We start from the raw sequence: 13,451 nt of genomic DNA, 5'->3' as shown, positions 1-13,451 counted from the left end.
ACAGCGAAGAGGCCGGCGCCCCTGGGCGCCGGCCTCTTCGTCTTCGTGCTCTGAGGTGTCAGTTGCTGGGGGCCGGAGCCGCCGTGTCGGTGGGCTTCGGCGTCGGCGTCGGCGTCGAAGGGGCCGTCTTCTCCGAGGGGGCGAGGTCCGAGTAGTAGGGGAGCGTTCCGTCGAGCACGGGAACCTCCGTCTTGACGCCGGTGGAGTCGCCGGACTGGAAGTGCATCTCCACCGTCGCGCCCGGCTTGGTGTCGAGTCCGACGATGCGCAGCGGTTCGGCACCGGCGCCCAGGCTCACCGTGTCGCCGGCGGGGACGGTGACGACGAGCGGGTCGACGCCTGCGACCGTGATCGTGAGAGTCGCCTTCTCATCGGTGGGGTTGACGAACGCCGCGATGAGATTTCCCACAGAGCCGTCTTCGGTGGCCACCACGAGGGCGTTGCGCACGTCGATCGGGCCGTCGGCGTCGGAGACGTTCACGCCGTCGGACGCGGCGTACTCGGTCTTGGTGGACTGTGGGGTGATGAACGTGCACCCGGTCGCGCCGAGCAGAACGAGGGCGCTGAGGGCTGCAGACGCAACAAGGCGCGATTTCACGGGTCCTCCTGAGGTCCGGCGGGGATATCCGCATCCATTCTATGCGTAAGTCGTGAGGGCTCCTGCGGCACCGGGGGCGCGAACCTTAGCGCATGTCCCCTGTGGTATCCTTGAGGTTGCCGAAAGGACACGTTTTTATGCTTTTTGAGGTTGGCGAGACCGTCGTCTATCCCCACCATGGCGCTGCGACCATCATCGAGGTCAAGGAGCGCATCATCAAGGGTGAGGCGAAGAAATACCTGAAGCTCAACGTCACCCAGGGTGATCTCATCATTGAGGTCCCCGCGGAGAATGTCGACCTGGTCGGCGTGCGTGACGTCATCGGCAAGGAAGGCCTCGATCATGTTTTCGAGGTGCTGCGAGCACCCTTCACGGAAGAACCCACGAACTGGTCGCGCCGGTACAAGGCGAACCTCGAGAAGCTCGCCTCCGGCGATGTGATCAAGGTGAGCGAGGTCGTGCGCGATCTGTGGCGTCGCGATCAGGACCGCGGCCTCTCCGCGGGCGAGAAGCGCATGCTGGCGAAGGCTCGTCAGATCCTCATCTCCGAGCTCGCGCTCGCCGAGAAGACCGACGAGGACAAGGCGGGCGCACTGCTCGACGAGGTCCTCGCTTCCTGAGCTCTTTCCACGACGAAAGGCGGGTGCTTCGGCATCCGCCTTTCGTCGTCTTCGCCGGTAACGTGATGCTGTGACCATCCTCCCTGTCCCGCGTTCAGCGATCATCGTCGTGGCTGCAGGCTCCGGCACGCGTCTGGGTGCCGAAGCTCCGAAGGCCTTCGTCGGCATCGACGCCCGTTCCGTCCTCCGCCACGCGCTCGACGGCGTCTTCGCCGCATCGCCTGCGCAGGTCGTCGTGGTCGCCCCCGATGGATGGCAAGGCGACGCCGAGACGGAACTGCGCGCAGCGGCCGGCGACCGGGCTGATCTCGGTCGTGTGGTCACCGGTGGTGCGACCAGGCAGCAGTCGGTGGCGGCAGGTCTCGCCGCGCTCTGGGGCGACGTCGAGATCGTGCTGGTGCACGATGCGGCGCGCGCGCTCACCCCTCCGTCGCAGATCGACGCCGTCGCCGCTGCGGTGACGGCAGAGGAGGGCATCATCCCGGCGCTGCCCGTCGTCGACACGCTCAAGAAGGTCGTGGACGGGGTCGTCGTCGGGGCTGTCGACCGCTCCGAGCTCGCTGCGGCCCAGACGCCGCAGGGGTTTCCGAGGGGGCCGCTCGAGGCGGCGTACGCTGCCGCCGGCGACAGCGGGATCGAGTACACCGATGATGCGGCACTGTTCTCGGCAGCCGGCCACCCCGTGCGGTACATCGCCGGTTCGGAACGCGCCTTCAAGATCACCACGCCCGCTGACCTCCAGCGCGCCCGCCACCTGCTGGGTGCGAGCGTCGCGGCGACCGGCGCCCCCCGGGTGGGCATCGGCACGGACGTCCACGCCTTCGGGGGCGAGGGGAACCTCTGGCTCGCCGGCCTCGAGTGGCCGGGGGAGCAGCCCCTCTCCGGTCATTCGGACGGAGACGCCGTCGCCCATGCGATCGTCGACGCGCTGCTGGGCGCCGCGGGGCTCGGCGACATCGGAGAGCACTTCGGCACCTCCCACCCCGAGTACGCCGGCGCGCATGCGGACGTCTTCCTCGCTCGCACCCGTGAGCTGCTGGCCGAAGCCGGGTTCGAGATCGGCAACGTCTCGGTGCAGCTCCAGGGCAATCGACCGCGCTTCAGCCCGCGTCGGGCCGAGGCCGAAGGGGTTCTGTCCGCCGTCCTGGGCGCTCCGGTGTCGGTGACGGCGACGACCACGGACGGGCTCGGGTTCCCCGGACGGGGAGAGGGCATCGCGGTGACGGCCATCGCGTCGGTGGTTCCCGATGGTCATCGTCATCTGAAGGCGGGCGCTCAGCCGTCCGCGAGTAGGCTTGAGCGGTGACAGTCCGCCTCTACGACACCCGCGCGCAGCAGCTGCGCGACTTCGTGCCTCTCGATCCCGAGAACATCACGATGTACGTGTGCGGACCCACGGTGCAATCAGGCCCTCACATCGGGCACGTGAGGGCTGCCTTGAGCTTCGATCTGCTGCGCCGCTGGTTGCAATACCGCCACGGTCGGGTCACCTTCGTGCGCAACGTCACCGACATCGACGACAAGGTGCTCGCGAACGCCACCGACTCCGAGCCGTGGTGGGCGCTCGCGTATCGCATGGAGCAGGAGTTCAGCGCGGCGTATGCGGGGGTCGGCATCCTGCCCCCGACGTACGAGCCGCGAGCCACGGCATCAGTGCCGCAGATGCAGGAGCTCATCGCGCTGCTGATCGAGCGCGGTCACGCATATCCCGCCCCCGACGGTTCGGGAGACGTGTACTTCGATGTGCGCTCCTGGCCGGACTACGGATCGCTCACCCATCAATCCCTCGATGCCATGGAAGCCGCGGAGGACGCCGACCCCCGTGGCAAGCGCAATCCGCAGGACTTCGCCCTGTGGAAGGGCAGCAAGCCCGAAGAGCCGGCAGACGCCACCTGGTCGTCGCCGTGGGGTGCCGGACGTCCGGGATGGCACATCGAGTGCTCCGCGATGTCGAAGCGCTATCTCGGGCCCGAGTTCGACATCCACGGAGGTGGGCTCGACCTGCGATTCCCCCATCACGAGAACGAGCTCGCCCAGTCGACGGCGGCGGGTGACGGCTTCGCGCGCTACTGGATGCACAACGGTCTCGTCACCGTCGACGGGCAGAAGATGTCGAAGTCGCTCGGGAACTTCACGTTGGCCGCAGACGTGCTGGCCGCGCACGATCCGCTGGTGGTGCGCTACGCGCTCGCCGCCGCTCACTACCGGTCGAGCCTCGATCTCGGCGATTCGTCGTGGGCGGAGGCCGAAGCGGCTCTGAGCCGGATCAGCACGTTCCAGCAGCGCGCCGCACGTGTCGCCGGAGGCGGCGTCGGGTCGTTGCCGTCGCAGAGCCTCCCCGCGGCGTTCGCGGCCGCGATGGACGATGATCTCGGCGTGCCCCAGGCGCTCGCCGTGCTGCACGAGACGGTGCGTGCGGGAAACGCGGCGCTGGACGCGGGGGAGGACGACGCCGCGCTCGACGCGCTGCGCGCCGTGCTGGCGATGACGTCGGTCCTGGGCCTCACACACACATCCGGGGCGAAGGCCGACGCCTCGCAATCCGCTCTGGACGCCCTCGTCCAGACGATGATCACCCAGCGCGCTCAGGCACGCGCTGACAAGGACTGGGCGGCGGCGGATCGCATCCGAGATGCGATCGCCGCCGCAGGAATCACGCTGGAGGACACTCCGGCCGGAACTCATTGGAGTATCGATGGCTAAGCCAGGGCGCCCCGGCGCGAGCAAGGGAAACAAGAAGGGCCCGACCAAGGGCACCGGCGGACTCGGGCGCAAGGCGCTCGAGGGTCGGGGACCGACGCCGAAGGCGGAGGACCGCGCGTGGCACCCCGCCGGCAAGCGCAAGGCAGCGGCCGAGCGCTACGCCGCCGCGACGGGCGGCAAGGGCCGCCCCGGTGGCAGCCGGCCGGGCTCCGGCGGCGGTGGCAACCGTGCGCCGAAGGCCAAGGCGGGAGACGACACCGAGAACGTCACGGGTCGCAACTCGGTGCTCGAGGCACTGCGGGCGAAGATCCCGGCGACGGCGTTCTACATCGCGCAGCGCGTGGAGATGGACGACCGCGTGAAGGAGATGCTCTCGATCGCCACGCATCGGGGCATCCCCGTGATGGAGGTCACACGTCCGGAGCTCGACCGCATGGCCGGGTTCGACGGTGTGCACCAGGGCGTCGCGATCAAGGTGCCGCCGTACGAGTACGCGCACCCGCAGGATCTGCTCGAGCAGGTCATCGACCGCGGCGAAGTGCCGCTGTTCGTGGCGCTCGACGGCATCACCGACCCCCGAAACCTCGGCGCCATCATCCGCTCCACCGCGGCGTTCGGCGGCCAGGGGATCATCCTTCCCCAGCGTCGCTCGGCCGGCGTCAACTCGGCCGCCTGGAAGACCAGTGCCGGAGCCGTCGCTCGCACCCCTGTGGCGCTGGCTACCAACCTCACCACGCAGCTCAAGGAGTTCAAGAAGCAGGGCGTGTTCGTGCTCGGCCTCGACGGCGACGGCGATGTGTCGCTCCCCGAACTTCAGCTCGCCGATCGTCCCGTCGTGATCGTCGTCGGCTCGGAGGGCAAGGGGCTGTCCCGCCTGGTCTCCGAGACCTGCGATCAGATCGTCTCGATCCCGATCTCTGCGGCCACCGAGTCGCTGAACGCCGGCATCGCGACCTCCGTCGCGCTCTACCAGGTCGCGTCGCTCCGCGCCGCGAAGAAGAACTAGACCGTTCGAGGGAAGGCAGACCATGGCTCGCATCATCGTGCTCGGAGGGACCGGTTACGCCGGTCGTCACATCGTCACGGAGGCGGTGAGCCGTGGCCATGCCGTGATCTCGATCTCGCGTTCCGCGCCGGCCGATCCGGTGGCGGGGGCCGCATATCTGCAGGGCTCCGCTCTCGACCTGGCGCCGCTCGCGGACGCGTTCGTCGGCACGGACGCCGTGGTCTCGGCTCTCTCGCCGCGCGGTGACATGGCCGACCGTGCGCTCGAGGCGCTGTCGAACGTCGTCGAGCAGCTCGCCGGTACGGACACACGTCTCGGCGTCGTCGGCGGTGCCGGCGGGAGCCTCGTGGCCCCCGGCGGGCCGCGCCTGTTCGATCAGGGCTTCCCGGAGGAGTACAAGCACGAGGCGCAGGTCGGCATCGACTCGCTGGCGCTCCTCGAGGCGATCGACGCGGGCCTGGACTGGTTCTTCATCCACCCCGCCGAGGTCTTCGGACCGTGGGCGGAGGGCGAGCGCACCGGTCACTACCGGGACGGCGGCGACGTGATCGTCCGCGACGCCGAAGGCAAGTCGTACATCTCGGGTGCCGACTTCGCCGTCGCGGTGGTCGACGAGATCGAGCAGGGCAACCACCACAGGGAGCGGTTCACCGTCGGCTACTGAGCCGCCGGTCGATCAGACCAGATCCCGCCAGTCCACGTCCTCGTCATCATCGGCGACCGGCGTCATGCCGGTGATGACGGGAAGACTCATCGTCTCGGTGGGTGGACCCATGATGGTGGCTTCGTCGCGCCGATGCCGCAGCACCTCGTTGATGTAGCTGGTGAGCACCTCGGCGAGCGGGATGGAGCGTCCTTCCGCCTGGGACAGGTACCAGCGGTGCTCCAGCACCTGGTGGAACACCTCGGCCGGCTCGAGTTTGGCACGCAGCTCGTAGGGGATCGCACGCACGACCGGCTCGAACACTCGGGTCAGCCACTCGTGGGCGTACATCTCCTCGTCCGCCCACTGCTTCGTCGAGCGGGCCCGGAACTCGTCGAGGTCGTTGAGCAGACGCCGTGCCTGGTTCTCCTCGACGTCGAGGCCGGTCAGGCGGATGAGACGGCGCTGATGATGTCCGGCATCCACGACCTTCGGCTGGATCTCCACCACGGTGCCGTCGGCCGTCGTCGACATCGACATCTCGTCGATGTCGAAGCCGAGGGCGTTGAGACGCTCGACACGTTCGGTGATGCGCCAGGTCTCGGCGGCGGAGAACGATTCCTGCGCGGTCAGCTCTGCCCACAGCGACCGATACGACGACACGATGCCGTCGGCGATCGCGACCGCGTCCACGCCGTGCTCGAGTCGTCCACCCGCGGCGAGGTCCATGATCTCGCCGGCGATGTTGGTGCGGGCGAGATCGAGGTCGTAGGCGCGCTGGCCGTCGGTGAGCCCCTCCTCGTGCAGCTCTCCCGTCTCCGCATCGACGAGATAGGCGGCGAATGCGCCGGCGTCCCGACGGAACAGGGTATTCGACAGTGAGACGTCACCCCAGTAGAAGCCCACGTTGTGCAGGCGTACGAGCAGCAGCGCGAGCGCGTCCACCAGACGGTTGGCGGTGTCCGGGCGCAGGACCCGTGTGAACAGAGCACGGTACGGCATCGAGAAGCGCAGGTGCGAGGTGACCAGCGCGGCGGGGAGCGGGTCGCCATGCGTGTCGGTGCGCCCGGCGATCACGGCCACCCGGTCGACGCAGGGCACATCGAGTCGGGCGAGGTTGCCGAGCATGTCGTACTCGCGCTGCGCCATCTCCGCGGTGGTCTCCTTGACGGCGACGACGCGACCGGAGAGGTCGGCGAAGCGCACGAGGTGGCGGGAGAGCCCCTTCGGGAGCGAGACGATGTGCTCGGACGGCCACTTCGCCAACGTGGTGGACCAGGGGAGGGAGAGCAACCCCGGATCGATCTTGCTGGCGGTGATCCGCAGCGAATCCTGCATGGTGCTCCCTGGTTGCGTGCGAAGAGGAAAAAGAGACGCGGCGCAGGCGACCGAAGTCAGCCTGCGCCGCGTCTGTGGATCCGATCAGGCGGAGACGACCGGCTTGTCGTTCAGACGCTCGCCCGACTCGATGTCGAACGCGTGCACGTGGCCGGCCGAAGCTGCGAGCGTGACCGTCTCACCCGCGTTCGGGTGGTTGCGACCATCGACGCGAGCGACGAGGTCGGCGCGCTTGCCGTTGATCTCGGTGTGCCCGTAGAGGTAGCCGTCAGCGCCGAGCTCTTCGACGAGGTCGACCGTGACCGAGAGGCCCTTGCCATCGGCGGGGCCGACGACGATGTCCTCCGGGCGCACGCCGACCGTGACCTGCGAACCGTTCGCGCGGCCGACGGTGTCGCGGTCGAGCGGGACCACCTCGGTGCCGAAGCGGATGCCGCCCTCGGCGAGGTCCGCCGAGAACAGGTTCATCGCGGGCGAGCCGATGAAGCCGGCCACGAAGACGTTGTTCGGCTTCTCGTAGAGGTCGCGCGGGGAGCCGACCTGCTGGAGCAGGCCGTCCTTGAGAACCGCGATGCGGTCACCCATGGTCAGCGCCTCGGTCTGGTCGTGGGTGACGTAGACCGTGGTGACGCCGAGACGACGCTGCAGCGACGCGATCTGCGTACGGGTCTGGACGCGGAGCTTGGCGTCGAGGTTCGACAGCGGCTCGTCCATGAGGAACACCTGCGGCTGGCGGACGATCGCACGGCCCATGGCGACACGCTGACGCTGACCACCCGAGAGGGCCTTCGGCTTGCGGGTCAGGTAAGGCTCGAGGTCGAGGAGCTTCGCAGCCTCGAGCACGCGGGAGGCACGCTCTTCCTTGCCGACACCGGCGATCTTGAGGGCGAAGCCCATGTTCTCGGCGACGGTCATGTGCGGGTACAGCGCGTAGTTCTGGAAGACCATCGCGATGTCGCGGTCCTTCGGCGGGACGTCGGTCACGTCGCGGTCGCCGATGAGGATGCGGCCGGCGTTGACCTCTTCGAGGCCGGCGAGCATGCGCAGGGACGTGGACTTACCGCAACCGGAAGGACCGACGAGGACGAGGAACTCGCCGTCACCGACCTCGAGGTTCAGCTTGTCGACGGCCGGACGGGTTCCACCGGGGTACAGGCGGGTGGCTTCGTCGAAAGTCACAGATGCCATTGTCGTTTCTCCTTCACCGGCAGGTACGTGCCGGACGATCCGTAGTGATGAAGCGGTGATATGAGTCACCGTGACCCGTCTTTGGGTCGAAATCAGTATGACATGAACGGCTGTACCTGGGTATTTCTCAGCCTCACTGGTTAGCATCGAACTCGGCCGCGCGCAGCGGCGATCGTCGCTGAGCGGCGGTCGGGGCCAACCCGGACCCCCGCAGACTCACAAGAGGAACGATGTCGAGCGACGAAACGCCGAACGTCCCCACACCTCGCAATTCTCGCGAGGCCGTGCGGGAGAAGGCTCAGCAAGTGCACGCCCAGCAGTCGAGGGCGCGCCTCATGCGACGTATCATCATCGGCGCCGTCGCGGTCGTCGCGGTGGGGGCGATCGGCACTGCGGTGACCCTTGCGGTGTCCGCCCAGGTGTCCAAGCCCAAGCTCACCCCGACGGGGATGGAGTCGGACGGCGTGGTCGTCACCGACATCACCGCGGTCGCCGGATCCGACGAGGTCCCCGCGACACCGTCCGCAGAACCGACCGATGCGGGTGCGTCGACCGAGCCGACTCCCAAGGCGACCACCTCTGAGAAGGTCGACATCCACGTCTACGTCGACTACCTCTCGCCGGACGCGGGGAAGTTCGAGCGGGCGAACGCGCGTCAGTTCGCCGGCTGGATCAGCGAGGGCGCCGTGACCGTCAGCTACCACCCGGTCGCTCTGCTCACCGCGAGCTCGAACGGCACCAAGTATTCGCTGCGCTCGGCGGCCGCGGCCGCCTGCGTCGCCACGCACTCGCCCGCACAGTTCTACGCGTTCAATCACGACCTGCTGGACAACCAGCCCGAGGTCGGCAGCGACGGCATGTCCGACGAAGAGCTCGCGAACCTCGCTGCGGCCGTCGGCACCGATAACACCAAGGCCGTGCGGTCGTGCATCGAGAACGGCGACTTCGTCAGCTGGGCGAAGGATGCGACCACGCGCGCGCTGGACGGACCGCTCGCGGGCTCCAAGGACCTGGTCCTGCAGTCGGCCCCGATGGTCGTCGCGAATGGCGAAGCGTACGTCGGAGCGCTCGACGATCCGGCCGAGTTCTCGCAGTTCGTGCTCAGCGTCGCGAGCGATGCCTCGCGTGCCACGCCGACGCCGACTCCCACACCGACCACCACGCCCGCCCCCTAGGTCGAAGCGGGGTCGATGCCATCGCTAAGCTGGTGGGTGGCATCCGCCGACTTGGCGCAATTGGTAGCGCACCGTACTTGTAATACGGGGGTTACGGGTTCGAGTCCCGTAGTCGGCTCCACACACGATGGCCCGCATCCCCTTGGAAATACTGGGGATGCGGGCCTTCGTCGTATCCAGGGGAGGAGTGCTGCCCAGGTCTTGCACACTCTGTTTCCGGGCAACCGGTCGCGAATCGTCCGCACGTGGCGGCGACCCTACGTCATGTCGTCGACGCCGATTCGTCAGATCCAGACACGGGCGGCGGCGGAGGCCGTTTCCATGGAGATCGCGTTGGCGGTGATGAGCCGGCGGTTGGCTTCGGCGAGCAATGCCTTCATTCCGTGTATTGCAGCGGACCAGTCGCGGTGGGCGCGTTCGTAGGCGTCCTGCGCGTCACCACTCCACGCGGCCTGCAGCTTCTTCGCCTCAGCATCGAGGGTGTCGAGCTCGTGCTCGAAGGCGCGCACCGTGAGCGCGAGTCGTGCGACCGTGTCGGTGACTGCATCGTGGTTGACGGCGACCTTCATCGCTCTTCCGAGAGCTCCTGGGAGAGGTCGAGTTCGCGGAGCACGTACGGCTGCGAAACCGTGTCAGTGAGGTAGTACGTGTAGAAGATGACCGCGGCTTCGTCGGCGGTGAACACCTCGTTCGAGAACACGCGCACTGCACGGGTCGGGCTGATTGGGATGAGCGTCGTCGTCCCATCGGAAGGTTCGGGCCGACCGACCGTGTACAGGTGGCTCTCCCCATCCGGTCCGGGGAGACGCACCTCGACGGTAATGCCCTCGGAAGAGCCTGCGGCCTGCATGAACGAGTCAGTCACGTCGCCTGGGGTGACATATCGTCGTTCCGGGTGCGCCGCTCGCCAGATGATGTAGGTGCACTTCTCGTCGCCGTCCAGCTGACCCAGCATCAAACGAAGGTGGTCGGGTATCGGGCGGTAACCGTCGGTGATGAAGCCGTAAAGCCCCGACGGTGACGCCTGGCCGTGGGTGGGCTGAAAAGTCACGGTACTACCTCGGTCTCAACTCTCGTAACGATGATGTCTTCGTCATTCAGTTTTCCATGTGCAGGGGTGCCGTTCCGCACGGCTTCATCGAACTGCCATTGCGTGCTGTTCGGACCGTATCGATCGATAGCGTTTCCGGATTTCACTTCGATACCTGTGTACGTGTTGGGGCCGTCGTTGTTCTTGACATACCCATCGTAGGAGCGGCCGTTCTGGGGGGAGCCTTCGTAGTCGACTTTGGCCTTGGATCGAATCACCTCGACATGGTTCTCATCTGCGTGTTTGTCGAGTCCAACCTTCTCTTTGTCGACCCAGGGCTTGTCGCTCTGCCCCTTGGCAAACTTGCCTTCGTAGTCGCGCCCGTTGCCGAGATCTACGCCGGGGCGACGGTCGGTCACGCCGTCAGATTCTCGGAACCATCGACCCGTTGCGTCGCCGATGAGTCCTGCACCGACTCCAGCGACGCCGACGCCAGCGGCGGCCAGGGCCGGAGCTCCGGCGAGGGCGCCAACTCCGGTCACCGTCAAGCCTCCGCCGCCGACGGCGAGTGCGGCTCCTCCGATGAAGGTCGCGGCCCCGCCGAGGAGTTCGAGGATGATGTCGGGGTGTTCCCACAGTGTTTGCGCGGATACGGCGAGCATGTTCATCGTGGCCTGGAACGGCTGCACGACGGCGATGTTGAAAAGCACCTCGGTCACGGCGTTCTGTGACGCGATCGCCGCTTCCGCATCGGTCAACGGCATCCGTGCTGCGTCTGCCGCCTCGTCCAGCCGGGTCGCGCAGTCCCGCGCGCATACCTCGAGCGTTGCCCGAGCGTTGAACAACACCTCGCGCGCTTCTTCGTGCGCGGGCCCAGAAGGATCAACGAACGGCACATCGACTTCGGGTTGTCGCAGCCCCTGTCCGACTCTCAGCTCGCGCATCTGGGCACGGTGCGCGACAAGGGCCGCAGCGGCCTGTTGCTCGGCCTCATTCCAAAGCGTAATCGCGCGGGCGGCTTCGTCCTGTGCCCACTCCAACGCGTCCGCCCAGGTGAAGAGGGCGCCCGCGCCAGCCTGAAGCCAGTCGCCGGCGTTCTTCCAGTGCAGCAGCTGTCGGTCGAAGCGCTCGAGGTAGGCGTCGTATGCCTCGCCTTTCGAGGTGCCGCCGTCGTCCAACTTCGTGAGGCCGTCCCGCACTTGCGTTGCCGCGACGCCGCGGGCCTTCCACGCTTCGGCCGTTGCACGCACCTCACCAGCTGAGCCTGGGATGAGATCGATCGGCGACTGAGTTTGACCGAGCTCCATCACTGGTCCCAGATCATCGCGTCGACCTCGGTCTTCGCCGCGTCGGTGCCCTCGTCGAACACGCGTGCAGTCGTGTCCAACCGTTCCGCGAAATCACCGGTGTCGGTCACTCGAGCGGTCAGCCCCTTGGCCCATGCCGCGCTGAATTCCGCCGCCGCCGTGACGACCCACTCGTGACCCGCATCGCCAGGTTCGGTGATCTCCGACGAGCGGAGGTCTACGACGGTTCGTCGCGCCTTCGTGGCCATCGCCCGCAACACGTCTGTGTCGATCTCATAGTCCTGTGACATCGCTGCCCTCCATCGAGCCCCCCGGCTGCCGGATCACCATAACCGTGCACCTCGTCAATCGCGACATCGCTCACGGAATATCGGAATGAGCGGCGAAGGCTGCCCGTCACTCGCCGTAGAGCCTGACGGCGTTCCTCCACACCCAACATTGGAACGTCTGCTCGCCGGCGCGGAACTCGATGCCGGCGGCGAGGGGGGTGGAGCGCACGAGCTTCGCATCGACGCGCACCGCCTCGGGCCCAAACCGGACCCATGCCCGGACGCGCTTCGGGCGTGGGTAGATCGTCATCGGCTGCTCGCGCACGTCCATCTCGCGATCGGTGAGCGACTGCAGCGGGCCGTGCTTCGCGGCCTCGAGGATCGATCGAGCCTGTGACTGCATGCTGGCGAACCCAGGTCCTCGGGGGATGACTCCTGAAGAGCGTATGAACACGTTTCTGCTGTACCCGGAGTGGTTCGGAGGTGACCGGATACCGGAGAGGTTTGTGGTCTCAGCTGAGCTGCGACAGCGGCTCCGGGAGTGGAATCAGGTATGGGAGACCGTGCTGGATCCGGTCACTGAAATGCGATGGCCAGATCCACAGATCGGACGCACATGGATCGCTGAGGGCGAGCAGCTCGTGGCAGATCTGCAGGCAGAGCTCGGACCGGGCTTGTCCGTCGTCGGCGATTTTGTCCGGTATGCCCCCGCCGCGCAGGTCGTAGGCTCTGCGCATGAGCGAGCCTGATGCGGAGCCGACCCCGTCGCTGATCCAGCAGCGACTCGTCCTCCAGCGCAGGCGAGTGGGGGCGGTAGCACTCCTCCGGTGCTTCGGAGAGCAGGGGTGCGGGGGAGTGAACGAAACATCCGCCCCTCCCTCGTCCTAGGCTGGTGTGATGCTCCACGGACTGATTCGCCCTGTCGAGGCCCACAGCGTGACGCTGAAGGGCGAAGATCTCGCCGAGGTTCGCGCGCAGCTCACCGCTCAGGCTCCCGCCGGATGGGACCTCGTCTCGGCGATGGCGACGATGGAGAAAGCAGGATCGATGCGCTCGGTCGAAGGCAAGTTCCTGCGTCGTGACGGTATCCGTGAGATCGAAGGCGACGACATGGCTGCCCTCGAGTCGCAGGTGCCCGAGGGGTGGCAGCTGCTCTCCGTATGGCGGACGAGCTGAGACTCACGCGTCTCTGATCCGTGCTCTCGGCGGAGTCAGTTCGCTGAGACCGGTTCTGGTGTGTCGACGACCTCGTCGATGAGGCTGATTCCGCCCGTCGAGCTCGCCGACTGCATGAGGTCCTGAATCCACGACGGGTTCAAGGGGGGTGCCTCTGGCTCGTCGAAGGTGAAGCGGAGCGGAATCGAGGGGTGCAGCCAGATCGTCGAGCGTCCTAGCGGATCGCCGTCGGGATGACGCCACGACAGGGTGAAGCTCTCGTTGCGTCGCAACTTGGTGGCGATGACCACCTTCAGATGCGCGAGCGCGCGGTCCTCGATATGGATCTCCTCGCCGTTGCCGTACTGGATCGTTCCCATCTCTGCACCATAGCCGCCACCGCGCGCACTTTCCGCGCC

17 protein-coding genes and 1 tRNA gene are annotated in these 13,451 nt (G+C 67.1%); 8 read left to right on the top strand and 10 right to left on the bottom strand.

The genetic code is table 11. The annotated features are described in order from the left end of the window. Nucleotides 1-58 precede the first annotated feature (58 nt). The gene (locus D514_RS24645) at nucleotides 59-598 is read right to left on the bottom strand and encodes a hypothetical protein (protein WP_017828958.1); all 540 of its coding nucleotides are present in this window, start codon (nucleotides 596-598) and stop codon (nucleotides 59-61) included. Nucleotides 599-735: 137 nt separating this feature from the next. Here D514_RS24645 and D514_RS24640 point away from each other — a divergent pair, with 137 nt between their 5' ends. From D514_RS24640 to D514_RS24620, 5 genes are all read left to right on the top strand, one after another. Continuing rightward, nucleotides 736-1,218 (top strand): CarD family transcriptional regulator, encoded by a 483-nt coding sequence (locus tag D514_RS24640; RefSeq protein WP_017201416.1) that lies wholly within the window; start codon nucleotides 736-738, stop codon nucleotides 1,216-1,218. Between the two features lie 70 nt (nucleotides 1,219-1,288). Then, nucleotides 1,289-2,524, top strand: coding sequence for a bifunctional 2-C-methyl-D-erythritol 4-phosphate cytidylyltransferase/2-C-methyl-D-erythritol 2,4-cyclodiphosphate synthase (locus D514_RS24635; RefSeq protein WP_017828957.1), 1,236 nt, complete (start codon nucleotides 1,289-1,291; stop codon nucleotides 2,522-2,524). After that, nucleotides 2,521-3,921, top strand: a complete 1,401-nt coding sequence (cysS, locus tag D514_RS24630) for a cysteine--tRNA ligase (protein WP_017828956.1) — start codon at nucleotides 2,521-2,523, stop codon at nucleotides 3,919-3,921. The genes D514_RS24635 and cysS overlap by 4 nt, the downstream gene beginning before the upstream one ends. Further along, the gene (rlmB, locus tag D514_RS24625) at nucleotides 3,914-4,927 is read left to right on the top strand and encodes a 23S rRNA (guanosine(2251)-2'-O)-methyltransferase RlmB (RefSeq protein WP_017828955.1); all 1,014 of its coding nucleotides are present in this window, start codon (nucleotides 3,914-3,916) and stop codon (nucleotides 4,925-4,927) included. The genes cysS and rlmB overlap by 8 nt, the downstream gene beginning before the upstream one ends. A 22-nt stretch (nucleotides 4,928-4,949) precedes the next feature. Then, a complete protein-coding gene (locus tag D514_RS24620; RefSeq protein ID WP_017828954.1) occupies nucleotides 4,950-5,591 on the top strand; it encodes an NAD(P)-dependent oxidoreductase in 642 nt (213 codons plus the stop codon). Between the two features lie 12 nt (nucleotides 5,592-5,603). Here D514_RS24620 and D514_RS24615 read toward each other — a convergent pair whose 3' ends face one another. Beyond that, entirely contained in the window at nucleotides 5,604-6,908 is a 1,305-nt protein-coding gene (locus D514_RS24615) for a DUF4032 domain-containing protein (RefSeq protein ID WP_017828953.1), read from the bottom strand. Between the two features lie 84 nt (nucleotides 6,909-6,992). After that, a complete protein-coding gene (locus D514_RS24610; protein WP_017828952.1) occupies nucleotides 6,993-8,096 on the bottom strand; it encodes an ABC transporter ATP-binding protein in 1,104 nt (367 codons plus the stop codon). Between the two features lie 335 nt (nucleotides 8,097-8,431). Here D514_RS24610 and D514_RS24605 point away from each other — a divergent pair, with 335 nt between their 5' ends. Then, nucleotides 8,432-9,271 carry a thioredoxin domain-containing protein gene (locus D514_RS24605; RefSeq protein ID WP_306300791.1) on the top strand — a complete coding sequence of 280 codons (840 nt, stop codon included), beginning with the start codon at nucleotides 8,432-8,434 and terminating at the stop codon, nucleotides 9,269-9,271. A 45-nt stretch (nucleotides 9,272-9,316) separates the two neighbouring features. Then, nucleotides 9,317-9,392, top strand: a tRNA-Thr gene (locus D514_RS24600). Between the two features lie 163 nt (nucleotides 9,393-9,555). Here the strand turns inward: D514_RS24600 and D514_RS24595 are convergent. From D514_RS24595 to D514_RS38850, 6 genes are all read right to left on the bottom strand, one after another. Beyond that, on the bottom strand, nucleotides 9,556-9,840 hold the full coding sequence (locus tag D514_RS24595; protein WP_017828950.1) for a WXG100 family type VII secretion target: 285 nt from the start codon (nucleotides 9,838-9,840) through the stop codon (nucleotides 9,556-9,558). Next, nucleotides 9,837-10,322, bottom strand: coding sequence for a hypothetical protein (locus D514_RS24590; RefSeq protein WP_144052948.1), 486 nt, complete (start codon nucleotides 10,320-10,322; stop codon nucleotides 9,837-9,839). The genes D514_RS24595 and D514_RS24590 overlap by 4 nt, the downstream gene beginning before the upstream one ends. Beyond that, nucleotides 10,319-11,608 carry a putative T7SS-secreted protein gene (locus tag D514_RS24585; protein WP_017828948.1) on the bottom strand — a complete coding sequence of 430 codons (1,290 nt, stop codon included), beginning with the start codon at nucleotides 11,606-11,608 and terminating at the stop codon, nucleotides 10,319-10,321. Before D514_RS24585 ends, D514_RS24590 begins: the two co-directional genes overlap by 4 nt. Then, nucleotides 11,608-11,898, bottom strand: a complete 291-nt coding sequence (locus D514_RS24580) for a hypothetical protein (protein WP_017828947.1) — start codon at nucleotides 11,896-11,898, stop codon at nucleotides 11,608-11,610. The genes D514_RS24585 and D514_RS24580 overlap by 1 nt, the downstream gene beginning before the upstream one ends. A gap of 106 nt (nucleotides 11,899-12,004) precedes the next feature. After that, nucleotides 12,005-12,280 (bottom strand): hypothetical protein, encoded by a 276-nt coding sequence (locus tag D514_RS24575; RefSeq protein WP_017828946.1) that lies wholly within the window; start codon nucleotides 12,278-12,280, stop codon nucleotides 12,005-12,007. Nucleotides 12,281-12,389: 109 nt separating this feature from the next. After that, nucleotides 12,390-12,614, bottom strand: coding sequence for a hypothetical protein (locus tag D514_RS38850; RefSeq protein ID WP_017828945.1), 225 nt, complete (start codon nucleotides 12,612-12,614; stop codon nucleotides 12,390-12,392). A 160-nt stretch (nucleotides 12,615-12,774) separates the two neighbouring features. Here D514_RS38850 and D514_RS24565 point away from each other — a divergent pair, with 160 nt between their 5' ends. Beyond that, the gene (locus tag D514_RS24565) at nucleotides 12,775-13,053 is read left to right on the top strand and encodes a hypothetical protein (protein WP_017828944.1); all 279 of its coding nucleotides are present in this window, start codon (nucleotides 12,775-12,777) and stop codon (nucleotides 13,051-13,053) included. Nucleotides 13,054-13,088: 35 nt separating this feature from the next. Here the strand turns inward: D514_RS24565 and D514_RS24560 are convergent, their stop codons facing one another. Next, nucleotides 13,089-13,412, bottom strand: a complete 324-nt coding sequence (locus tag D514_RS24560) for a hypothetical protein (protein WP_017828943.1) — start codon at nucleotides 13,410-13,412, stop codon at nucleotides 13,089-13,091. Nucleotides 13,413-13,451: the final 39 nt, after the last annotated feature.

This window comes from Microbacterium sp. UCD-TDU, from assembly GCF_000340625.1.
Taxonomy (GTDB): Bacteria; Actinomycetota; Actinomycetes; order Actinomycetales; family Microbacteriaceae; genus Microbacterium; species Microbacterium maritypicum.
Note: the sequence above shows the minus strand (reverse complement) of the source record. Positions and strands in the feature narration are given on the sequence as shown.

Coding starts and splice junctions, on each gene's coding strand:
- D514_RS24640 (WP_017201416.1), top strand. CDS start 736: ATGCTTTTTGAGGTTGGCGAGACCGTCGTCTATCCCCACCATGGCGCT.
- rlmB (WP_017828955.1), top strand. CDS start 3,914: ATGGCTAAGCCAGGGCGCCCCGGCGCGAGCAAGGGAAACAAGAAGGGC.
- D514_RS24620 (WP_017828954.1), top strand. CDS start 4,950: ATGGCTCGCATCATCGTGCTCGGAGGGACCGGTTACGCCGGTCGTCAC.
- D514_RS24615 (WP_017828953.1), bottom strand. CDS start 6,908: ATGCAGGATTCGCTGCGGATCACCGCCAGCAAGATCGATCCGGGGTTG.
- D514_RS24610 (WP_017828952.1), bottom strand. CDS start 8,096: ATGGCATCTGTGACTTTCGACGAAGCCACCCGCCTGTACCCCGGTGGA.
- D514_RS24605 (WP_306300791.1), top strand. CDS start 8,432: ATGCGACGTATCATCATCGGCGCCGTCGCGGTCGTCGCGGTGGGGGCG.
- D514_RS24595 (WP_017828950.1), bottom strand. CDS start 9,840: ATGAAGGTCGCCGTCAACCACGATGCAGTCACCGACACGGTCGCACGA.
- D514_RS24585 (WP_017828948.1), bottom strand. CDS start 11,608: ATGGAGCTCGGTCAAACTCAGTCGCCGATCGATCTCATCCCAGGCTCA.
- D514_RS24580 (WP_017828947.1), bottom strand. CDS start 11,898: ATGTCACAGGACTATGAGATCGACACAGACGTGTTGCGGGCGATGGCC.
- D514_RS24575 (WP_017828946.1), bottom strand. CDS start 12,280: ATGCAGTCACAGGCTCGATCGATCCTCGAGGCCGCGAAGCACGGCCCG.
- D514_RS38850 (WP_017828945.1), bottom strand. CDS start 12,614: ATGCGCAGAGCCTACGACCTGCGCGGCGGGGGCATACCGGACAAAATC.
- D514_RS24565 (WP_017828944.1), top strand. CDS start 12,775: ATGCTCCACGGACTGATTCGCCCTGTCGAGGCCCACAGCGTGACGCTG.
- D514_RS24560 (WP_017828943.1), bottom strand. CDS start 13,412: ATGGGAACGATCCAGTACGGCAACGGCGAGGAGATCCATATCGAGGAC.